Origin of the sequence: Rhodanobacter sp. C03 (assembly GCF_002001175.1) — a bacterium.
Taxonomy (GTDB): domain Bacteria; phylum Pseudomonadota; class Gammaproteobacteria; order Xanthomonadales; family Rhodanobacteraceae; genus Rhodanobacter.
This window is the reverse complement of sequence record NZ_MUNT01000001.1, coordinates 406,762-426,591: the sequence shown is the minus strand read 5'-3', so window position 1 is coordinate 426,591 and position 19,830 is coordinate 406,762. Positions and strand designations below refer to the sequence as shown.

General features: G+C 63.7%; 22 protein-coding genes. 7 read left to right on the top strand and 15 right to left on the bottom strand.

Annotated elements, in window-relative coordinates; translation table 11 throughout:
• Positions 1–12: 12 nt before the first annotated feature.
• Positions 13–339, bottom strand: a complete 327-nt coding sequence (locus B0E48_RS01710; protein ID WP_077515707.1) for a hypothetical protein — start codon at positions 337–339, stop codon at positions 13–15.
• A gap of 121 nt (positions 340–460) precedes the next feature.
• Here B0E48_RS01710 and B0E48_RS01705 point away from each other — a divergent pair, with 121 nt between their 5' ends.
• On the top strand, positions 461–1,042 hold the full coding sequence (locus B0E48_RS01705) for a sigma-70 family RNA polymerase sigma factor (RefSeq protein WP_077515706.1): 582 nt from the start codon (positions 461–463) through the stop codon (positions 1,040–1,042).
• Positions 1,039–1,521 (top strand): hypothetical protein, encoded by a 483-nt coding sequence (locus B0E48_RS01700; protein WP_077515705.1) that lies wholly within the window; start codon positions 1,039–1,041, stop codon positions 1,519–1,521. The genes B0E48_RS01705 and B0E48_RS01700 overlap by 4 nt, the downstream gene beginning before the upstream one ends.
• Before the next feature lie 70 nt (positions 1,522–1,591).
• On the opposite strand, the gene dapB is transcribed toward B0E48_RS01700, so the two are convergent.
• Entirely contained in the window at positions 1,592–2,413 is an 822-nt protein-coding gene (dapB, locus tag B0E48_RS01695) for a 4-hydroxy-tetrahydrodipicolinate reductase (RefSeq protein WP_254423814.1), read from the bottom strand.
• Positions 2,414–2,480: 67 nt separating this feature from the next.
• Between dapB and B0E48_RS01690 the strand changes: the two genes are divergently transcribed.
• A complete protein-coding gene (locus tag B0E48_RS01690) occupies positions 2,481–3,074 on the top strand; it encodes an NADPH-dependent FMN reductase (RefSeq protein WP_217317779.1) in 594 nt (197 codons plus the stop codon).
• Positions 3,071–3,349 (top strand): GIY-YIG nuclease family protein, encoded by a 279-nt coding sequence (locus B0E48_RS01685; RefSeq protein WP_254423813.1) that lies wholly within the window; start codon positions 3,071–3,073, stop codon positions 3,347–3,349. Before B0E48_RS01690 ends, B0E48_RS01685 begins: the two co-directional genes overlap by 4 nt.
• A gap of 36 nt (positions 3,350–3,385) precedes the next feature.
• Here B0E48_RS01685 and ggt read toward each other — a convergent pair whose 3' ends face one another.
• From ggt to aceF, 3 genes are all read right to left on the bottom strand, one after another.
• Positions 3,386–5,167: a gamma-glutamyltransferase gene (gene ggt / locus B0E48_RS01680; RefSeq protein ID WP_077515703.1), complete on the bottom strand. Its 1,782-nt coding sequence runs from the start codon at positions 5,165–5,167 to the stop codon at positions 3,386–3,388.
• A gap of 63 nt (positions 5,168–5,230) precedes the next feature.
• Positions 5,231–7,012 carry a dihydrolipoyl dehydrogenase gene (lpdA, locus tag B0E48_RS01675; RefSeq protein ID WP_077516861.1) on the bottom strand — a complete coding sequence of 594 codons (1,782 nt, stop codon included), beginning with the start codon at positions 7,010–7,012 and terminating at the stop codon, positions 5,231–5,233.
• Between the two features lie 14 nt (positions 7,013–7,026).
• Positions 7,027–8,385 (bottom strand): dihydrolipoyllysine-residue acetyltransferase, encoded by a 1,359-nt coding sequence (gene aceF / locus B0E48_RS01670; RefSeq protein WP_077515702.1) that lies wholly within the window; start codon positions 8,383–8,385, stop codon positions 7,027–7,029.
• A 228-nt stretch (positions 8,386–8,613) separates the two neighbouring features.
• Here aceF and B0E48_RS01665 point away from each other — a divergent pair, with 228 nt between their 5' ends.
• Both B0E48_RS01665 and B0E48_RS01660 read left to right on the top strand, forming a co-directional pair.
• The gene (locus tag B0E48_RS01665; protein WP_077515701.1) at positions 8,614–9,498 is read left to right on the top strand and encodes an ABC transporter ATP-binding protein; all 885 of its coding nucleotides are present in this window, start codon (positions 8,614–8,616) and stop codon (positions 9,496–9,498) included.
• A gap of 44 nt (positions 9,499–9,542) precedes the next feature.
• Positions 9,543–13,124, top strand: coding sequence for a M1 family aminopeptidase (locus B0E48_RS01660; RefSeq protein WP_077515700.1), 3,582 nt, complete (start codon positions 9,543–9,545; stop codon positions 13,122–13,124).
• A 7-nt stretch (positions 13,125–13,131) separates the two neighbouring features.
• Here B0E48_RS01660 and B0E48_RS01655 read toward each other — a convergent pair whose 3' ends face one another.
• The 10 genes from B0E48_RS01655 to B0E48_RS01615 all read right to left on the bottom strand — a co-directional run bounded on the left by B0E48_RS01655 (position 13,132) and on the right by B0E48_RS01615 (position 19,014).
• Entirely contained in the window at positions 13,132–13,980 is an 849-nt protein-coding gene (locus tag B0E48_RS01655; RefSeq protein WP_077515699.1) for a mechanosensitive ion channel domain-containing protein, read from the bottom strand.
• A 91-nt stretch (positions 13,981–14,071) separates the two neighbouring features.
• The gene (locus B0E48_RS01650; RefSeq protein ID WP_077515698.1) at positions 14,072–15,286 is read right to left on the bottom strand and encodes a low temperature requirement protein A; all 1,215 of its coding nucleotides are present in this window, start codon (positions 15,284–15,286) and stop codon (positions 14,072–14,074) included.
• Between the two features lie 65 nt (positions 15,287–15,351).
• Positions 15,352–15,672 carry a DUF2845 domain-containing protein gene (locus B0E48_RS01645; RefSeq protein WP_077515697.1) on the bottom strand — a complete coding sequence of 107 codons (321 nt, stop codon included), beginning with the start codon at positions 15,670–15,672 and terminating at the stop codon, positions 15,352–15,354.
• Between the two features lie 82 nt (positions 15,673–15,754).
• Positions 15,755–16,039, bottom strand: coding sequence for a DUF2845 domain-containing protein (locus B0E48_RS01640; RefSeq protein WP_077515696.1), 285 nt, complete (start codon positions 16,037–16,039; stop codon positions 15,755–15,757).
• A gap of 30 nt (positions 16,040–16,069) precedes the next feature.
• Positions 16,070–16,174, bottom strand: coding sequence for a DUF924 family protein (locus B0E48_RS17960; protein ID WP_254423812.1), 105 nt, complete (start codon positions 16,172–16,174; stop codon positions 16,070–16,072).
• On the bottom strand, positions 16,171–16,467 hold the full coding sequence (locus tag B0E48_RS01635) for a DUF924 family protein (RefSeq protein WP_254423811.1): 297 nt from the start codon (positions 16,465–16,467) through the stop codon (positions 16,171–16,173). Before B0E48_RS01635 ends, B0E48_RS17960 begins: the two co-directional genes overlap by 4 nt.
• Before the next feature lie 4 nt (positions 16,468–16,471).
• Complete coding sequence (locus B0E48_RS01630; protein WP_077515695.1) at positions 16,472–16,912, bottom strand: DUF2383 domain-containing protein; 441 nt, start codon at positions 16,910–16,912, stop codon at positions 16,472–16,474.
• A gap of 130 nt (positions 16,913–17,042) precedes the next feature.
• A complete protein-coding gene (locus tag B0E48_RS01625) occupies positions 17,043–17,798 on the bottom strand; it encodes a DUF2884 family protein (protein ID WP_077515694.1) in 756 nt (251 codons plus the stop codon).
• 67 nt (positions 17,799–17,865) lie between these two features.
• A complete protein-coding gene (locus tag B0E48_RS01620) occupies positions 17,866–18,408 on the bottom strand; it encodes a hypothetical protein (RefSeq protein ID WP_077515693.1) in 543 nt (180 codons plus the stop codon).
• 201 nt (positions 18,409–18,609) lie between these two features.
• Positions 18,610–19,014: a hypothetical protein gene (locus B0E48_RS01615; RefSeq protein ID WP_254423870.1), complete on the bottom strand. Its 405-nt coding sequence runs from the start codon at positions 19,012–19,014 to the stop codon at positions 18,610–18,612.
• A gap of 326 nt (positions 19,015–19,340) precedes the next feature.
• On the opposite strand from B0E48_RS01615, the gene B0E48_RS01610 reads away from it, so the two are divergent.
• A complete protein-coding gene (locus B0E48_RS01610) occupies positions 19,341–19,757 on the top strand; it encodes a universal stress protein (RefSeq protein WP_077515692.1) in 417 nt (138 codons plus the stop codon).
• Positions 19,758–19,830: the final 73 nt, after the last annotated feature.

Genomic DNA, 19,830 nt, shown 5'->3' with positions numbered 1-19,830 from the left:
CAAACGGATCGCCTAGCTCAGCTTGCGCGAGATCGCGAAGAACGCCAGGTTGCCCAGACCGGTGGCGCCGGCCAGCACCGCAACCAGACCGGGGGTGACGTCCCGCCAGTTGAACCACTGGATCAGGCCGAAGCCGACCGCGACCGACACCAGCACGATGCCCCAGCGCAGCGAGGAGTTGCGCCGACGCAGCGCCTCGTCGCGCAGGATCGAATTGACCAGATCCTCGGAACCGCCGGCGTTGACCATGTGCCGGCGCACCATGGCGTCGACACAGACCTTGATCGAGTAGGCAATGCAGATGAACAGGCTGATCGGGATAAAGTCGCCGAAATTCATGGAGCTCTCCTTGGGTTGATGGCGGAATGACTGACTGTCGGGACCATAGATACGCCCGCCCTCATGCCGGTTGCAGCAACCCGCTTGCAACCATTGTGGCAATGCGCGTATCCCTTGCGGCATGGAAGACATCCGCAGCAGCCCGGACCGCGAACTGGTCGACGCCGTGCTGGCCAACCGGCCGGGCGCGTTCGAGCGCCTGGTCCGCGAGTATCAGGGGCTGTGCTGGCACATCATCCAGCGGATGGTGCGTCACCCCGAGGATACCCGCGAGCTGTGCCAGGACACCTTTCTGCGCGTGCATCAGTGCCTGCACCAGTATCGTTACGAGAGCGCGCTGAAATCATGGATCGGGCGCGTGGCCTACACCATTGCGTTACGTCACCTGCAGCACAAGCGCATTCCGCTGCTCGAAAACACCGACGACGGCGATGACTATGCGCTGGTGGAAAACATCGGTGACGGCTTCGATCTCGAAACCGCCTGTGCCGACGCGGAAACGGCGCAGCACCTGCACGCCGCGATCGAGGCGCTGCCGCCATTGCAGCGCACCGTGCTGACCCTGTATTACCTTGAAGAAATCACGATACCCGAAATTGCCCGGATTACCGGGCTGGCCAGCGGCACCATCAAGAGCCACTTGTTCCGGTCGCGATTGCGCCTGCGCGGCGCGCTCGAAGCCCGGACCGGAGTTGCAGCATGAACCATGACATCGACGACACCATCCCTCCCTTCGACGACGCGGCCCACGAACGCGAATGGCTGCTGCAGGAACGCGCCATGCGGCGCGAACGTCTGCACCTCGACCCCATCGGCGACGATGCGCGCACGCGGCGTTACCGCCTGCTCGCGCGCGCCCTGCGCGAGCCACTGCCGCATGCGCTGCCTGCGGATTTCGCGCAGAAGCTGGCCGCACAGGTCGCGGCCAGTCCGGCCCGAAAGGTTGCCTCCGACACGCGTTTCGAATTCACGCTGCTGCTGGCGTTGGCGACCGTCATGGCCGTGGCCGCAGGTGCGGTGGTGGCGATGTACGGCGACACGTGGCTGCCGTCGTTCGTCGCGATCCTGCCCGCCCCGCACACATCAGCCAACCGCTGGGTGCTGGCACTGGTCGGTTGCCTGGGCGCGTCCTGGCTATTGGGGCGATGGCAACAGGCATCCCGAACCACCACGCGCCGGTAGGAGCGCACCCTGTGCGCGATGCTGTTTGCTCTTTTGCACGGAGCAAGAACATCGCACACAGAGTGCGCTCCTACAGATCCAGCACCGCATCCAGTCCACGATGCAGGCCAGTCAGGCCGGACACCTTGCGGATCGCCAGCAGCGCGCCGCCGACGTAAGGTTTCGCACTGCTGCCGGCGTTGTGACGCAGACTCAGCGTCTGATCCGGCATGCCGAAGATCGTCTCGACCCCGATCACGAAACCCGGAAGGCGCAGCGCATGCACCTGGCTGCCGGCCAGCGTGCCGCCGCGTGTTTCGCGCATGCCGATGATCTGCTCCAACGGCACCTCCAGTGTCGGCTGGCGCACCTTGCCCAACCGCCCAGCCAGCTCGCGCACGGTGCCGCTGGGCGCATCCGGCTTGCCGGCCGAGGCATAGTCGATGATCTCCCATTGCGGAATGAGCTTAGCCGCCATCTCGGCAAACTTGATCAGCAGCACCGCGGTCAGCGCAAAGTTGCCGCAAGCCAGCACACCGCGCTGCCGCTCGCGCGCCAGCGCGTCGATCTGCGCGTAATCCTCATCGGTGAGGCCCGAGGTGCCGACCACCACATGCGCGCCATGCTCCAGCGCAGCAAGGATGTTCGCCTTCGCGCTGTCCGGCTTGGTGTACTCGACGAAGACATCGCAGGGCTGCGTCAGTGCTTCGGTAGCGCTGGCAAAGATCGGTGTCGCCAACCGTGGCTCACCCAATACCTCGCCCAGTTTCTGTCCCGCGTGCTTGCGGGCTACCGCCGCGACCAGCGCGAGGTCATCGGCGGCGGCGATGCCGCGTGCCAGCTCGGAGCCGGCCCAGCCGGTGGCACCGGCAACACACACCTTCAGTGACATAGTGACCTCATTGTTCTTCATGGCGTGACCACGGCAGAGTAATCTGGTGGTGAGGAATTGTCCTGCAAGACAAACCAGCGGATCGAGCATGACCGTCAAGAACCAACCGATGTCGATTGCCGTCCTGCTCGGCTCGGTACGTCATGCAAGGATGGGTATACGCGCAGCGAAGCTGGTGATGCAGGCGCTCGCAACGCGCGGCCATGAGGCCGTCCTGGTCGATCCGATGGAAGTGCAGTTGCCGCTGCTCGACCGCATGTACAAGGAATATGCGCCGGGTACAGCGCCCGAAAGACTGGAGAACCTGGCCACGCTGTATCGAAGCGTCGACGGCTTCCTGATCGTCAGCGGCGAATACAACCACGGCATCCCGCCGGCGATGAAGAATCTACTCGATCATTTCCTCGAAGAGTATTTCTGGCGGCCGTCCGGCATCGTCTGCTATTCCGCCGGCCAGTTCGGTGGCGTGCGCGCGGCTGTCGCCTTGCGCGCCACGCTGGCCGAACTGGGCATGCCGAGCGTTCCCAGCGAGTGCGCGATTCCGCGTATCGCTTCATCGCTCGACGAAAACGGCCATGCACAGAACGAGCATGTCACGCATACGCTCGATCGATTTCTCGACGAATTCCTCTGGTATGCCCGCGCCCTGAAGCGCGAACGGCTGGACGGTACGCCGTATTGAACGCTCAGACACAACCCCTGGAAGCGAACGGCAGCTGGTGTCTGTACCTGATCGAATGCCGCAACGGCAGCTACTACGCCGGCATCACCAACCGCCTCGACGCACGCTACGCCGCACATGTGGCGGGCCGCGGCGCGCGTTACACCCGCGCCAATCCGCCGCTGCGGCTGCTGGGCTTTCGCAGTTATCCCGACCGCGCCAGCGCATCGCGCGCGGAGTGGGCGATCAAGCAGTTGCCGCGGGAGCGAAAGCTGGCGTTTCTGCAGACTGATTGAGTGATGTGACGTGTGCAACACCCTGCACGCGCCACATCAATACCCGATCACCTCGCCATCCTTGCGCATCTCGGTGGCGCCCCAGTACACGTGCTGCTTGGCGTCGAACATGATCGCCTCGTAGCCGCCGAAATTGCCGGTGCCAGCCACGACCTTGTAGCCGCGTTTGACCAGCTCGGCCTTCACTGCGGGATCGAAGCCCGACTCCATTTCCACCGTGCCGATGCCCTGCGATGATTCGCCGGTGGGTTCGGCGTTGCCGTAGTGGCGCCAGCGTGCGGCATCGCCGGCGTCCTGCACGTTCATGCCGTAGTCGATCATGTTGGTCAGCACCTGGATGTGACCCTGCGGCTGCATGTCGCCGCCCATCAGGCCGAACGACATGTACGGCGCGCCGTCCTTCATCACGAAGCCGGGGATGATGGTGTGGAACGGACGCTTGCCGGCGGCGTAGACGTTCGCCGCGCCAGGCTTGAGCGAATACAGCTCGCCGCGATCCTGGAACATGAAGCCGAGACCGTCGGCGACCAGACCCGAACCCATGCCACGGTAGTTGGACTGGATGATCGAGACCATCATGCCGTCCTTGTCGGCAGTGGTGAAATAGGTGGTGTCACCGTTGAACAGCTTCGGATCGCCGGGACCGATGTCCGCGTTGGCGTGGTCGAGATGAATCAGCTTGCGCCGCTGGTCGGCATAGCCCTCGGACAGCAGGCCCTTCATCGGCACATCGACGAAACGCGGGTCGGCGTAATACTTGGCCAGATCCTCATAGGCGAGGCGCTTGGCTTCCAGCATCACAGTGATCGCATCGGCGCTGCCCACGCCCATCTTCTTCAGGTCGAAGCCCTTGAGCAGCTGCAGCATCTCCAGCGCGGCGAAGCCCTGCCCGTTCGGCGGCAGTTCGTAGACATCGTAGCCGTGGTAGTTCACCGACTGCGGCGTCACCCACTCGCCGTGGTAACCGGCAAAATCCTCATAGCGCAGGTCGCCGCCGATGCGCTTGAAATAGGCATCCATGGTGTGCGCGATCGCGCCCTTGTAGAACGCATCGCGGCCGCCCTGCGCGATCAGCGTGAGTGTGCGGGCCAGATCGGGATTGCGGAACACCTCGCCCTCGGCCGGTGTGTGGCCGTCGATGAGGTAGGTGTGGCGCGCATTCGCGCTTTCCTCGATCAGCCCGTGCATCCGCTCGAACGCGGCCATGTTGCCCTTCCAGTACTGGGCAACCAGCTGGGTGACCGGGAAACCGTTCTGGGCATAGCCGATCGCCGGCGCCAGATCGTCGGCCAGCGAGAGCTTGCCGAACTTGTCGTGCAGCGCGCCCCAGGTATCGACCGTGCCCGGCACGGTGATCGGCAGCGAGCCGACGGCGGGAATGTGATCCTTCGCCGACAGGCCGGCCTTGAGATACGCGGCCTTTACCTCGGCCTGCATCTTCGCCAGATCGCGACCCTTCGCCGATGGGCCGGAACCGTTGTAGCCGTAGAGCTTGTGCGTCTTCGGATCCCACACGATCACGAAGCAGTCGCCGCCGATGCCGTTCAACACCGGCTCCATCAGGCCGAGCGCAGCATTTGCCGCGATCGCGGCATCCACCGCGCTGCCGCCCTTCTTGAGGATGTCGATCGCGATCTGCGAGGCCAGTGGCTGTTCGGTTGCCGCCATGCCGTGCTGGGCCAGCACCGGTGAGCGCGAAGCCCATGGCTGGCCGGAGTAGCGATCGCCGCGACTGATGTCGGCACTGGCATTCGTCGCGGCGGTGAACCCCATGAATAGTGCGATAGCAGCACCGATTCTGACCTGCGAAAGATTCATCACGGTTCCCTTGATGGATGTTCGGTGCAACGCAGGTTCTTCACTTCACCAATGCAGTGCTGCTCACTTCTTTTTCGGCATGTACAGATCAGTGATCGTGCCTTCGTACACCTCGGCCGCCATGCCGATCGACTCGCTCAGCGTGGGATGCGGGTGGATGGTGAGGCCGATGTCGGCAGCCTCGCTGCCCATCTCGATCGCCAGCGCGACTTCGGAGATCAACTCGCCGGCGTGCACGCCAACGATGCCGCCGCCGACGATGCGATGGGTGGCTTCGTCGAAGATCAGCTTGGTGAAGCCTTCCGTGCGGTCGATGCCAATCGCGCGGCCGCTGGCCGCCCACGGGAACTTGCCCACGCCGATCTTCAGGCTTTTTTCCTTCGCCTCGCGCTCGGTCACGCCGACCCAGGCGATTTCCGGATCGGTGTAGGCCACCGACGGAATCACCCGAGCGTCGAAATGGCTCTTCTGTCCGGCAACGACTTCCGCAGCGACCTTCGCCTCGTGCGTGGCCTTGTGCGCCAGCATCGGCTGGCCGACCAGGTCGCCGATCGCGAAGATGTGCGACACATTGGTGCGCATCTGGCTGTCGACGTTGATGAAGCCTCGCTCGGTGACAGCGACGCCAGCCTTGTCCGCACCGATCTTGCCACCGTTCGGCGAGCGACCCACCGACACCAGCACGCGGTCGAACAAGGTGGTCGCGGGAATGCTGTCACCTTCGTAGCTGACCTCGATGCCCTTCTTGGTCGCCTTCGCCTCGACTACCTTGGTCTTCAGGTGCACGCCCTTGAGCTTGCCACCGATGCGCTTGGCCAGTGGCTTGATCAGGTCGGCATCGGCGCCGGGGATCAGCTGGTCCATGAACTCGACCACGGTCACTTCGCTGCCCAGCGCGGAATACACGGTCGCCATTTCCAGACCGATGATGCCGCCACCCACGACCAGCATCTTGTTCGGCACGTCCTTCAGCTCCAGCGCGCCGGTGGAGTCGACGATGCGCTCGTCGTCCCACGGGAACGAGGGCAGCTTCACCGACTGCGAACCGGCGGCGATGATCGCGTACTCGAAACGGATCAGTTTCACGCCGTCCTTGGTCTGGACTTCCATTTCGTTCGGCGAAACGAAGCTGCCGTTGCCTTCGAGCGTACGCACCTTGCGCTGCTTCGCCATCGAAGTCAGGCCGCCGGTGAGCTGACCGACCACCTTGGTCTTGAAGCCACGCAGCTTGTCGATGTCGATCTTCGGCGCGCCGAAGCTGACGCCGTGCGCGGCCATCGAGGCGGCTTCGTCGATCACTGCGGCAGCATGCAGCAGCGCTTTGGACGGGATGCAGCCCACGTTGAGGCAGACGCCGCCGAGCGTGGCATAGCGTTCCACCAGCACGGTATCGACACCCAGATCCGCGGCGCGGAACGCCGCCGAGTAGCCGCCCGGGCCGGAGCCGAGCACGACCAGCTTGCATTCGATGTCGGCCTTGCGGCCGGAAGCACCAGCGGCTTGTGGAGCCGGAGCCGCGGCGGGTGCGCTCGCAGCAGGTGCCGGCGCAGCAGCCTTGGGCGTCTCGACTTGTGGTGCCTCGACTTCGGGCGCAGCAGCATCGCCAGCGACTTCCAGCACGGCAATCACCGCGCCTTCGGAAACCTCGTCGCCCACCTTGAGCTTCAGCTCCTTGATCACGCCGGCAGCGCTGGAGGGTATCTCCATCGTCGCCTTGTCCGACTCCAGCGTGATCAGGCTCTGCTCTTTCGCCACGGTGTCGCCGGCTTTCACCAGCACTTCGATCACCGGCACGCTGCCGTGACCGCCGATGTCGGGAACCTTGATTTCGATCGTGTTGGCCATGGTCATTCCCTCGGTCAGAGCAGCAGGCGACGGATGTCGCCGAGCTGGGTGGCGAGGAACGCTGCGAAGCGCGCGGCGAGCGCGCCGTCGATCACGCGGTGGTCGTAGGACAGCGACAACGGCATGATCAGCCGCGGCGCGAACTCCTTGCCGTTCCACACGGGCTTCATCGCAGCCTTGGAGACGCCGAGGATCGCCACTTCCGGCGCATTGACGATCGGCGTGAAGCCGGTGCCACCGATACCGCCGAGCGAGCTGATCGAGAAGCAGCCGCCCGACATCTCGGCCGGACCGAGCTTCTTGTCGCGCGCCTTCTTCGAAATCTCGCCCAGCTCGCGGGCCAGGTCGAGCAGACCCTTCTTGTCGACATCGCGAATCACCGGCACCACCAGACCGTCGGGCGTGTCCACCGCGATGCCGATGTGGAAGTACTTCTTGAGAATCAGCTTCTCGCCGCTCTCGTCGAGAGAGGCGTTGAACTGCGGGAACGCTTTCAGCGCCGCCACCACCGCCTTCATCTGGAACACCAGCGGGGTGACCTTGAGCTCCCTGTTCTCCTCGCCGAGCTTCTTGCGGAACGCCTCCAGCTCGGTGATGTCGGCATCGTCGTGCTGGGTGACGTGCGGGATCATCGCCCAGTTGCGCGCGAGGTTGGCACCGGAAATCTTCTGGATGCGCGAGAGTGCCTTCTCCTCGATCTCACCGAACTTGGCGAAGTCGATCTTCGGCCACGGCAGCAGGTTGAGGCCACCGAGCGATGCCGCGGCGCCGCCGCTGGGTCGTGCGCCGGAAGCAAGCGCATGCTTCACATAGGCACTGACGTCCTCGCGCTGGATGCGGCCGCCACGGCCACTGCCCTTCACCTGCTGGATGTCCACGCCCAGCTCGCGCGCGAACGCGCGGATCGCCGGGCTGGCGTAGGGCGCATCGCCCGGCATCACGATGCTGGCGTCGAGCGGCGGTCGCGCGGTGGGCGGCACGTCGCCTTCTGGTGCATTGCCCGGCTGCACGCCCTGGCCGGCGATCGGTGCGGGCTTTTCCGCGACCGGCGGCGGCACGGCAGCTTTGGCGGGCGCGGAGGCCGGCGCCGGAGCTGCCGCTTTCGGTGCTTCGGTGGCGGGTGCCGCGGCTGCGCCATCCACCTCGATGATCGCGATCACCGCGCCCTCGGACACTTCGTCGCCCACCTTCAGCTTCATTTCCTTCACCGTGCCCGCGAACGGCGCGGGAACTTCCATGGTGGCCTTGTCCGACTCCAGCGTGATCAGGCTCTGCTCCTTCTCCACGTGGTCGCCAACCTTGACCAGCACCTCGATGACGGGGACGTCGGCATGGCCGATATCGGGGACAAGGGCTTCTTTAAGGTCGGCCATGATGACTCCTGCGATGGCGAGGCGTGCCGCTCGGGGATGGCGGACGCGTAGAAACCTCAATCATAGCGAAGCCGTGCCCGATTCGTATTGCACAAAAGCAGCGCAAGCCCGCGCCAACGCCAACCATGCGCACGCGTATGCATGACCTTGAGCGCACGCACACGCCCAACCCATGCCCTAATCTGGAACTCAGCCAACACCGCGCCAGGCGGTACAAGGAAGCAAGCCATGCTGACGATTCGCGACCTGTCGAAAACCTACGCCAACGGAGTGCGGGCACTGCGCGGCGTGTCGCTGGATATACCCAACGGCATGTTCGGCCTGCTCGGCCCGAACGGCGCAGGCAAATCGTCACTGATGCGCACGATCGCCACGCTGCAGGATCCGGACGAAGGCACGATCAAGCTCGACGAGATGGATCTGCTCGCCGACAAGCAGGCCACCCGCCGCCTGCTCGGCTACCTGCCGCAGGAGTTCGGGGTGTACCCGAAGGTCTCGGCCGAGGCGATGCTGGAACATTTCGCCGTGCTCAAGGGCGTCACCGTAAAGAGCGAGCGGCGCGAGCTGGTCGAGGCGTTGCTGCGCCAGGTGAACCTGTGGGATGTGCGCAAGCGCAAGCTCGGCACCTACTCCGGCGGCATGCGCCAGCGCTTCGGCATAGCCCAGGCGCTGATCGGCGATCCGCGACTGGTGATCGTGGACGAACCCACCGCTGGACTCGATCCGGAGGAGCGCAACCGCTTCCTCAACCTGCTCGCCGAGATCGGCGAGCGGGTGGTGGTGATCCTGTCCACGCATATCGTCGAAGACGTCACCGACCTGTGCTCGCGGATGGCGATCATCGGCCAGGGCCAGGTGCTGCTGAGTGGCGAGCCTGTCGAGGCGATCCGCTCGCTCGACGGCCGCGTGTGGCGACGCACGATCGACAAGGCCGAGCTGGACGGCTATCGCGCCCGCATGAACATCCTGTCCACCCGCCTCGCCGGCGGCCGCACCCTGCTGCATGTGCTGGCCGATACCCGGCCGGAAGAAGGCTTCGAGGCCGTCGCGCCCGATCTGGAAGACGTCTACTTCGGCCGCCTGCGCGCGCAGGCCACCGCCAAGGCCGCCTGACGCCAGCCGCTGTTTCGGCAGTCTTCCATTACAGGGACGGGAATATGTTTTTCGAGATACTCCGATTTGAATTGCGCCAGCAGCTGAAGGCGCCGCTGTTCTGGATCATCGCCGCGGTGTTTGGCGCACTCGCCTTCACCCTGGTCAGCACCGATGCGGTGATCATCGGCGGTTCCAGCGGCAATGTGCTGCGCAATGCGCCGCTGGTGATCGTGCGGCTGCTCAGCGTGCTGACGCTACTCAGCATGTTCCTGGTGACGGTATTCGTCGCCGGAGCGGCGCTGCGCGATTTCGACCAGCGCACCGCGGAACTGTTCTTCACCACGCCGATGAGCCGCGGGGCCTATCTCGGTGGCCGCTTTGCCGCCGGTTATCTGGCCTCGCTGGCGATCATGCTGGCCTGCGCGCTGGGCATCGCGCTCGGCGGCATGATGCCGTGGATCGATGCGCTGCGGCTGGGCCCGGCCAGCTGGCACGGCTATGCGTGGGCGTTCGGCGTGATGGTGGTGCCGGACATGCTGTTCATCGCCGCGCTGCTGTTTCTGCTGGCCACTACCACGCGCTCGCTGCTGGCCACCTATATCGGAATAATCGTCTACATCGTGCTGCAGAGCATCGTTGGTCAGTTGACCAAGGACGTCAACAATCACTACGTTGCCGCCATGCTCGATCCGTTCGGCGGGCGCACGGTCGCGCTGGCCACCCGCTACTGGTCGGCGTATCAGTCCAATCACGAGCTGCCCGCACTGACTGGCGTGCTGTTGTTCAACCGGTTGCTGTGGATCGGCGTCAGCCTTGCCATGTTCGGCGCCACGTTTGCACTGTTCCGGCCGAACCGCGAAGGCCTGCAGTTGCCGCGGCGCAAGAAGCGTGCGGAGCCGCCGATGCTGCGCCCGCAGGCCGGTCACGCCACGCTGGCGCTGCCCAAGGTGCGTCTGGCCGACAACCTTGGTGCGCACCTGCTGCAACTACGCACGCAGTTCGCATTCGACACGTTCGGCGTGCTGCGTGGCGTGCCGTTCCTGATCATGCTGGCGCTGGGCCTGGCCAATCTGTTTGGTGTGTTGACGCTGTCCGGACAGATCTATGGCACCGCGACGTGGCCGGTCACCCATCAGGTACTGGACGGCGTGCGTGGCAGCTTCCAGTGGCTGCTGTTCATCATCATCACTTTCTACGCCGGCGAACTGGTGTGGCGCGAGCGCAGCCAACGCTCGGCCGAGGTCACCGACGCGTTCCCACTGCCGGACTGGATCCCGCTGACCGCCAAGCTCGGTGCGCTGCTGGCGGTGATCGTGGTGTTCCAGCTGGTCGGCTCGCTGGTCGGTATCGGCTGGCAGCTGGCACACGGCTACACGCATCTGGAGCTGGGCCTGTATCTGGAGACACTGACGCTGGATACGGTCCCGTTCGCGTTGCTGGCGGCACTGGCGCTGTTCCTGCAGGTGCTGTCGAACAACAAGTTCCTCGGTTACCTGCTGACCATCCTGTGGTTCGTCTGCCAGATCGGCTTCGGCCTGCTGCATTGGGAACAGAACCTGTACAACTACGGCAACGTGTCATCCACGCCGTATTCGGACATGAACGGCTTCGGGCATTTCCTCAAGGCCGCGCTGTGGTTCGACTTCTACTGGGCGAGTTGCGCAGTGGTATTGCTGGTGCTGGCCGCACTGTTCTGGGTGCGTGGCACCGGGCAGGTGTGGCGCGAGCGGATGCGCGAAGCGCGCGCACGGCTGCACGCACCGACGAAGATTGCACTGGCGCTCGGCCTGCTTGCCTTCGTCGGCAGCGGCGCGTGGATCTACTACAACACCAACGTGCTCAACCATTACCTGAGCAGCAGCGACAAGTTGAAACAACGCGCCGACTACGAGAAGAAATACGCGAAGTACAAGGATCTGCCGCAGCCGCGCATCACCGCAGTAAAGGCCGATGTCGACATCCATCCCTACCAGCGCAAGCTGGAGATCCGCGGCCACTACACGCTGGTCAACAAGCACGACACGCCGATCAGCGAACTGCATGTGAATTACACCGACGGCTTCACGCTGAAGTCGCTGGATTTCGCGCCGCACGACACGGTCAGCGTGGACAAGGATCTCGGCTACACCATCTACAAGCTGAAAACGCCGCTGGCACCGGGCGCGTCGATGAACTTCGACTTCGACCTGGAATATGCGCCGAAGGGCTTCACCAACAGTCCGGAAGGCAGCTTCCTCGCCTATAACGGAACCTTCTTCAACAGCGGTGTGCTGCCGCAGTTCGGCTACCAGACGGAAGCGCAGATCACCGATCGCAACGACCGCCGCAAATACGACCTGAAGGGTGAGGTGCCGCGGATGCCAAAACTCGGCGACGAGAAGGCGCGCGCGAACACGTACCTCAGCAACGACGCCGACTGGATCAGCTTCGATACCACGGTATCCACCGCCGCCGACCAGATCGCGGTGGCACCGGGTTACCTGCAGAAGGAATGGACCGCGAACGGGCGGCACTATTTCCATTACGTCATGGACCAGCCGATGTTGCCGTTCTTCTCCTACCTCTCGGCACGCTATGCCGTGAAACACGAGATGTGGAAGGGTGTGGATGTTTCGGTGTACTACAACCCGGCACATGCATGGAACGTGGACCGGATGATCCAGGGTGCGAAGGACGCGCTGGACTACTACGACGCGAACTACACGCCATACCAGTTCCACCAGCTGCGCATCCTGGAATTCCCGAACTACGCCGCTTTCGCGCAGTCGTTCGCCAACACGATTCCGTTCTCCGAGTCGATCGGCTTCATTGCCGACCTGCGTGACAAGTCGAAGATCGACTATGTCTATTACGTCACCGCTCATGAAGTGGCCCACCAGTGGTGGGCGCACCGGGTGATCGGCGCCAACATGCAGGGTTCGACCATGCTCAGCGAATCGCTGGCGCAGTACTCCGCGCTGATGGTGATGAAGCAGAAGTACGGCGCCGACCAGATGCACAAGTTCCTGAAGTACGAACTGGACAATTATCTGGTGGGTCGTGCCACCGAGAAGCTGGCCGAAGAACCGTTGGCGAAGGTGGAGAACCAGCAGTACATCCATTACCGCAAGGGTTCGCTGGTGTTCTATGCGCTGCAGGATTACATCGGCGAGAAAAATCTCGATGCGATGCTCAAGCAGTTCCTCATCGACAAGGGTTTCCAGCAACCACCGTACACCACCTCGCAGGAATTCATGGACGCACTGGCCAAGGCAGCCGGGCCGAAGTGGCAGCCGCTGCTAGATGACTTCTTCTGGAAGATCACCCTGTTCGACAATCGCGTGACCGAGGCCACCGCGAAAAAGCTGCCGGACGGCAAGTACGAAGTGACCATGAAGGTGCACGCCGGCAAGGTCTACGTCGACGGCACCGGCAAGGAAACCGACGCCATGCCGGATATCCCGATCGACATCGGCGTGTTCGCTGCGCCCGTCGACGGCAAGGATGGCAAGCCGCTGTACCTGAAGAAGCAGATGGTGGCGAACGGCGACAGCACGATCACCGTGACCGTCGACAGCAAGCCGTTCGATGCCGGCATCGATCCGTACAACGAACTGATCGACCGCGTTTCCAGCGACAACCGGCGGCCGGTGACGCTGCAGTAGCGGCGGCTCAGTCCGGTTTCGCCACGGGTGGTATCACGCCCTGGACCAGCCGGATATCCAGCGGCGGTGTCGGTATGCCAATCTCCTGCGCGTCGATCCGTTGCTTGATCGCGCGCAGCAACTGGGCCTGGACTGCCGAGTTGTCGCTGACTCGGGTCCAGCCGCGCAAGACCAAGTTCACCTTCTCGCCAGCCAGGCTATCGATCGATACGCCTGGCGTTGGATCTTTCAATATCCGTGCGTCGGCTTCGAACAGTTGCGTGATGGCGGCCATCACCTTGTCGATGTCATCGCGATGGCTGACGCCGAATTTCAATTCAAAGCGGCGCGTACCTCGGCGATTGAAATTGAGGATGGCGTCGCCACCAATTTTCGCGTTCGGCACGATCGCCTCGCGGTTGTCCGGCAGGATCAGCAGCGTATGCATCAGGTTGATGGTTTCCACCGTGCCCTCGATGCCGCCGGCGGTCACGTAGTCACCGACACGGAAGGGCTGGAACACGACAAGCAGCACACCCCAGGCCAGGTTGCTCAGTGAGCCTTGCAGCGCCAGCCCGACCGCCAGTCCGGCCGTGCCCAGTGCGGCGACCAGGGGCGCTGAAGGTATGCCGGCCTGGGTCAACGCCATCACGATCAACACCGCCACCAGCACGCCGTAGAACAGGTTGCGCAGAAAACCGCTCAGCGTGGTGTCCACTCGCGCGCGCTGCAGCGCCCGCTGCGTGACATTGGCCAGCCGTGCGGCCAGCCAGATGCCCAGCAAGAGAATCATCAGGGCTTCCAGCAGATGCAGTCCGTTCGTGATGACGGCTTCGGCAAGATCGTGCCCGAGCAGGCGTTCCAGAAAATCATGCATGGCTGACGGCTCATGGAAAAACCGGCGCCAGACTAGCAAACCCGCCATGAAAATTCGCCGACGGCGACAAGCGCATGACTCGGTTCACAGCCTACTCGCGCAATGCCTGTCGCACGGTACGCAACGAGCACACCTCCCACAGCGCCACCAGTACCAGCACGGCCGTCGTCGCCATGCCCAACGGAGCCACCGACCAGTACGTGAGCGTCAGCGCCAAGACCACCAGCAAGCCGAGCCCGATCAGATGCGACAGCGGCAGGTTGGTGCTGTTCACCGTCTTCTTGAACCACGCATTGCCGAACAGATACAGCGCGGGACCGCCCAGCAGCACGGCGCCGCTGATCGTGTCGACGTGCTGCGCTGCGTCGCGCAAGGTCAATTCGTCCGCCACCGCACTGACGATGATGCCGGCGACGATCAGCAGATGCAGATAGGTATAAGCAACCCGCGCCGTGCGGCCGGGATCGGCTGATTGGCGAATCGCGCGGCTGCCGCGCTCGGCTGCCAGATCGAAATAGATCCACCACATCGCCACGCTGCCGACGAAGGCGCTGACGAAGGCGAGCAGCGCCTGCGGTTGCGCCAGGGTGTCGGCAAAACTCGACCCGGTCACCAGCACCGACTCGCCCAGCGCGATGATCACGAACTGGCTGCAGCGTTCGGCAAGATGGCCACCGTCGATGTCCCAGTCAGCGGTACTCGATCGACCCAGACCCGGCACCGGAAAGGCCAGCGCCGGCCCGAGGTATTCCAGCACCAACGCGGCAATCCACAATGTCCAGCGCGATTGGCCGTCCAGCCAGCCGCCAGCCAGCCAAAGCGCACCGGAGATGACCAGCCAGACCGTGATGCGCTGGAAGTTGCGCGTGTTCGCCGGCGCGGTATTGCCCAGCGCCCACAACATGAAAAGCGTGCGCCCCACCTGCATGAACACGTAGGCGCCGGCAAACAGCAGCCCGCGTTCACCGAACGCCTCGGGCAACGCGATCGACAGCAGCAACCCGGCCAGCATCAGTGCCAGCAACAACAGCCGCACCAGCGGGCGTTCCGGATCCAGCCAGTTGGTGACCCAGCTGGTGAACACCCACACCCACCACACCGCAAGGAACAGCAGCAGCACCTGTAGCGCGCCGATCATGTTCAGGCCATGCAGCAGTGTGTGCGACAGCTGGGTCACCGCGTAGACGAACACCAGGTCGAAGAACAGCTCGATATTGGTGACCTTGCTGTGAGCACTCGCATGACGCTCGCGAAGCAAGCTGCGCCGCGCCGGACGGGCGCGGTCGGCTGACGAGGGAATACTCATGCGACGACCTCCGGCAGATTTTCATCTTTATCGCATGACGGCCCGGATACCGCCACGCGACCGGGTCAGAGCCGGTGATCCTCTATATCGCTGACCCGACTGTCGACGAAGGTCACCACGGTGACACGGCCGTCGCGGCGGTAACGCCACTGCTCTCCACCCTGATCCTTGCTCACCACGCGAACACCGCCGCGGCGGCTGCCACGACTGCTGCCGCGACTTTTCGAACTGTGCTTGTGCGACTTTGACGACGGCTTGCCCAGCAGCTCAGTGACGCGCTCGGGACTGTCGCCGGCGGTGAGCACCTGATTGCCCACCCGCAAGGTAGTGGACGCCTGCACGGCGGCGCTGAACACGAACAAGGCGATGATGAGACACATGCGCATGACCTGCTCCCTGGTCCGATGAAATCCTGTTGAAATCTGGCTGATGAAATCCGCTAGTGCTTACCGCTGCGGTGGACCCGCCTCAGCCGCGACGTTCGTCAAGCTTGTCCTCGATCGAGGAAACCTTGCCGGCGATGATGGTCACGGTGATCACATGGCCGTCCTCGCGGAGGAATTGCCAGCGTTCACCGCGAAACGCCCCGAACGCGTTCTCTACCGGCTCCTTGTAGACCGGCGTACCCAGCAGATCGAGCGCGTGCGCGGCTGTGTCACCGACCGACAGCACCTGCTGGCCGACCCGCAGGGTCGAGCTGGCATAGACACCCAGACTCAAAGCCAGCAGCGGTATCAGCAGCAGACGACGCATGGCACTCTCCTTCGTATGATGGGATGCGTTTCAAAAACCGGCGCCCGGATGGACGAGATAAAGCAGCTCTTCCGGCGTACTGCGACGACCCAGGACGACATTGCGATGTGGAAAGCGGCCGAAGCACGCGATCACCTCGCGATGTCACCGAGCATAATCGAAAAATTCTGCGCAACGCTCACGTTGTTCCGCGGGATCTCCGCGCGCAGCACGCCGAACTGTTCCACCGGGATCTGCTGAAAATCCATGTTTTCAGCGTGTTCCAGCGGCACGTAGGCGAATACGCGCTGCAGCGGCGACAATCGCCGCTCGTCGCCACGGGCGATGGCTGACAACGCCACGCGCTGAGCCTTAACGTCCTGCGCCCAAGCACGCGGCTCGCTGCGATACAGGTTACACACGGACACCGCAGCTATCGGAATCGCCACTGCATCAGTAGCGGGCGCTGCCCACCAGGTTGTGCATGTCCAGATGGATGCCGCGCAGGCGCGGCAACTGCCGGCGCAGAATCAGTGCCGACTCTGCCGGTACGGCGGCAATCGCCTTCTCGAACGCGTGCAATAGCGCACTCTCGTGATGCGCCAGCACACCGATCCAGGCGCTGTCGCGACGCACGATCGTATGCACCAGCCTGCCAGCCAGATGACGGTGCACGATAGCGTGCCAGCTGCCGTGTTCGCGCGGCTTGTCACCGCTGGCGCGCAACTGCGCCTGCAGGTCCGCGATCAACAGGTCCAGCGTCTGCACGTTCTCACTCAGCACCATCCGCAGCCCCGGCTCGCAACTTGCGGCGGCATGCCGATACAGCCGCTGCAGGTCGATGCTGCGCCGGATCAAGGCATTGCAGATGGCTTGCGGGGGGCGCGACGGCACGGCCGCCTCCTGGCTGGAAGATGGGTCAATCACGGTGCCATCGTCGTCCTTGGCGACTTAGCGGGAGATTAACCTGCGGCAGTTTGCCGAATCGCGGTCAGCCCACAGTCGGCTCCACGGGGTTCACTGCTCACTGGCCGATCTGCAGCAGGTTCAATGGCCGGCCGTTGCTGCCGCGCACGCCTTGCTGCAGCTCGGCCAGCCGCTGGATCGACGGGCACAGTGCCGCAACCTGCGGGCGTATGGCTGCCTGTATCCGCTGCTGCAGACGCGGCTGCAGGTCGGTGGCAAGTGCCGCGGCGCGGTCACGCAGATCCGCCGCGGCCTGCAGGTCACCACTCAGGGCCGCGTTGATCGCCTGCTGGCCGAGATCGGCCCCCAGCAGCGGCACCAGATCGGCCGCGATCTGGTTCATGGTTTGATCGGCCGCATCACCCTGCCAGTCATGGGTACTGCGGCTGGCGGCGATGCGCTGCTTGAGCTCACTTGCACGTGCGCTCAAACGGCGATCGAGTTCGGCACGGGTATCTGCGCTCAGACCCAGACCGTCGACCTCGGCACGCATCGCCTGAACTGCTATATCCACTCCGTTCTGCGCCACCGTACGCACCCGCGGCGCCAGTGCGCGCAATTCACGTTCGAACAGCGCCAGGCGATCCTGATCCTCCGCATTCAATGTTACGACGACGCCATCGGTACGCAAGGCACCCTGCTGCAACTCGACGTGGAAGGGTGCCGGCGATGGGCGATCGAACAGCAGGCTGTCCGGCTTCAGCGTGACGTCGTAGCTGCTGCTGGCGCGGCAGGTCGTGGCTATGTCTTGCGCATGCAGGGCCATACCGGCGAACGACAATACGAGAAAGGTTACTGACTGCAGCAAGCGCATGGGTTAGTCCGTTGAAAGAAGATCCACTCAGCGATAGCCGACATCATCGCAACCAGCGCTGAACTGCTCAGCGGCGACGCGAGCGGAACTGTGCACGCACCGTCGGCCGACCCAGACGCCAGCTCAGCCATAGCAGTAGGGGCACGGCAACTGCATTGAACACCAGCGCCAGCTGCATGGTGCGATACACCTGCGGCAACTGTTGTTGCATCGCGGCACTCAACTGGGTGCCACTGGCACTGGCGGAAATCGACTGCCACTCGCGCAACAACAGGATGCCGCTGAATAACAGCCATACCGCGAGCGCCAACGCCGCGACCCGCATGCAGGGCCGCGCCCAGGCCTGACGCAGGATGCAGCCAGCGCAGACCACGATCAGTACAAGTGCTGCCAACAGGTAGGCCGCGTCCCAGCCAAGCATGCCGCGCAGCGCCGCGACCGCATCAGGCTGCGCCGGTGCCAGACCCTGCAGTTGTTCCCACACCAGCTGCGCGTGGCGCACATACTGCAGACAGCCGAGCGCTGAAAACAGCAACAGCGCCCACACCAGCACGCGCCAGATGGTCAGCCCGCGCGGCCGCGCGGATTGGTCGTGCAACACCAGAACCATCAGGGCGCCGCCTTCAGCGTGGCCAGGTCGCTCATCACCTGGAGGCTCGACGCGAGCAGACGGGAAAGGCAGCGCAAGACGGAATCTCCAGCAGGGAAACGGGGAAGAAGTTCAGCCTTCGCAGTTTACGCGCACCCAAGCGAAGGGCGCCATGCGGCGCCCTTCGTTATTACAGCATGTCTGCCTGACAGCCCTCAGGTATCAACGCGGCTCGATAGTGAATTTGCCTACCGAGACACCCAGGTTGACGCCCTCACCAGTACCGGCCAACGCCAACGAGGTGGTGCCCTTGGTCAATACCTGCGCCTGGGAACTCCTGACCACGCCAGCCTCGGCGCCGGCCTGTGCATAGTCGCCGAAGACTTCGTGGATACCGTGCACGTTGCTGATCTCGCCCTTGCCATCGTTGATGCGGTATTTGCCTGCGGTGATGCCACCGCCGACCACACTGATCTTGACGTTGGCAGTCTGTCCGTTGTCACAGCGAATGGTACCGTTGCCCTCGGCATGCTTGTAGATCAACGACCATCCAGCAAGATTGAACCTGAGATGGCACTTCACCATGGCCTCATCGGCGTGGGCGCTGGAAGTCGGCAGTGCTGTCATTGCCGTCGCGCAAGCCAGCACCACGGCGGCCATACCAAAAGTACGCTTGATCATCGTCATCTCCTTGAATAGATTTTCCCGACACAGGGTCGAACGTGCGTCCCAGAGGGGCGGCACGCCACTGCGTGGTGGATCAAGATTGTGTACCGCCGCGTGATTGTGGCGTGCAGAAGCTGCCGCCCCGTTCAGATTTCCAGTCTTTGATGCTTAACTAACAGCTTGCCGTGCAGACTGGCAGGTGCGAGCCGACAATGCCGTGTCGCCGGTTGTGGCGCGGCTGAAACACTGCATAGACTCAAGGCGCCATAACGCAGCGAAGGATATCCATGGTCAAGTATTCACTGGTGGGTTACGACGGCTCCGATGCCTCCCGGCGCGCCTTTCAATTCGCGATCGATCTGGCTCGCTGCGGCAGCAGCCGGGTGCGCGTGGTGTCGGTGCTGCAGGTCACCGAAGGTGGCGCCGACGCCTCCGCCCTGATGATGGCCGACTCCGGCACCCAGCGCGTCAAGGAACTGCTGGAGGAACTGACCACGATCGTGCCCGATGCCGCCAGCCTGGTTGATGTCGAGTTGACCTACGGCAGTCCCGGCGACGTGTTGCTGAGCCAGATCGAACAGCATGGTGTCGATCACATCGTGATCGGCCACACCGAGCGCGGCGCCCTCGCACGCTGGCTGCTCGGCTCGGTATCCAACAATGTATTGGCGCGTGCCCACGTGCCGGTGACGGTGGTGCGCTGAGGCACGCTTGCGCCGAGACACGACACCGAACTGCGCGACTGCAAGTCGGCGCGCGTTAATCCAGCAGCGGCGC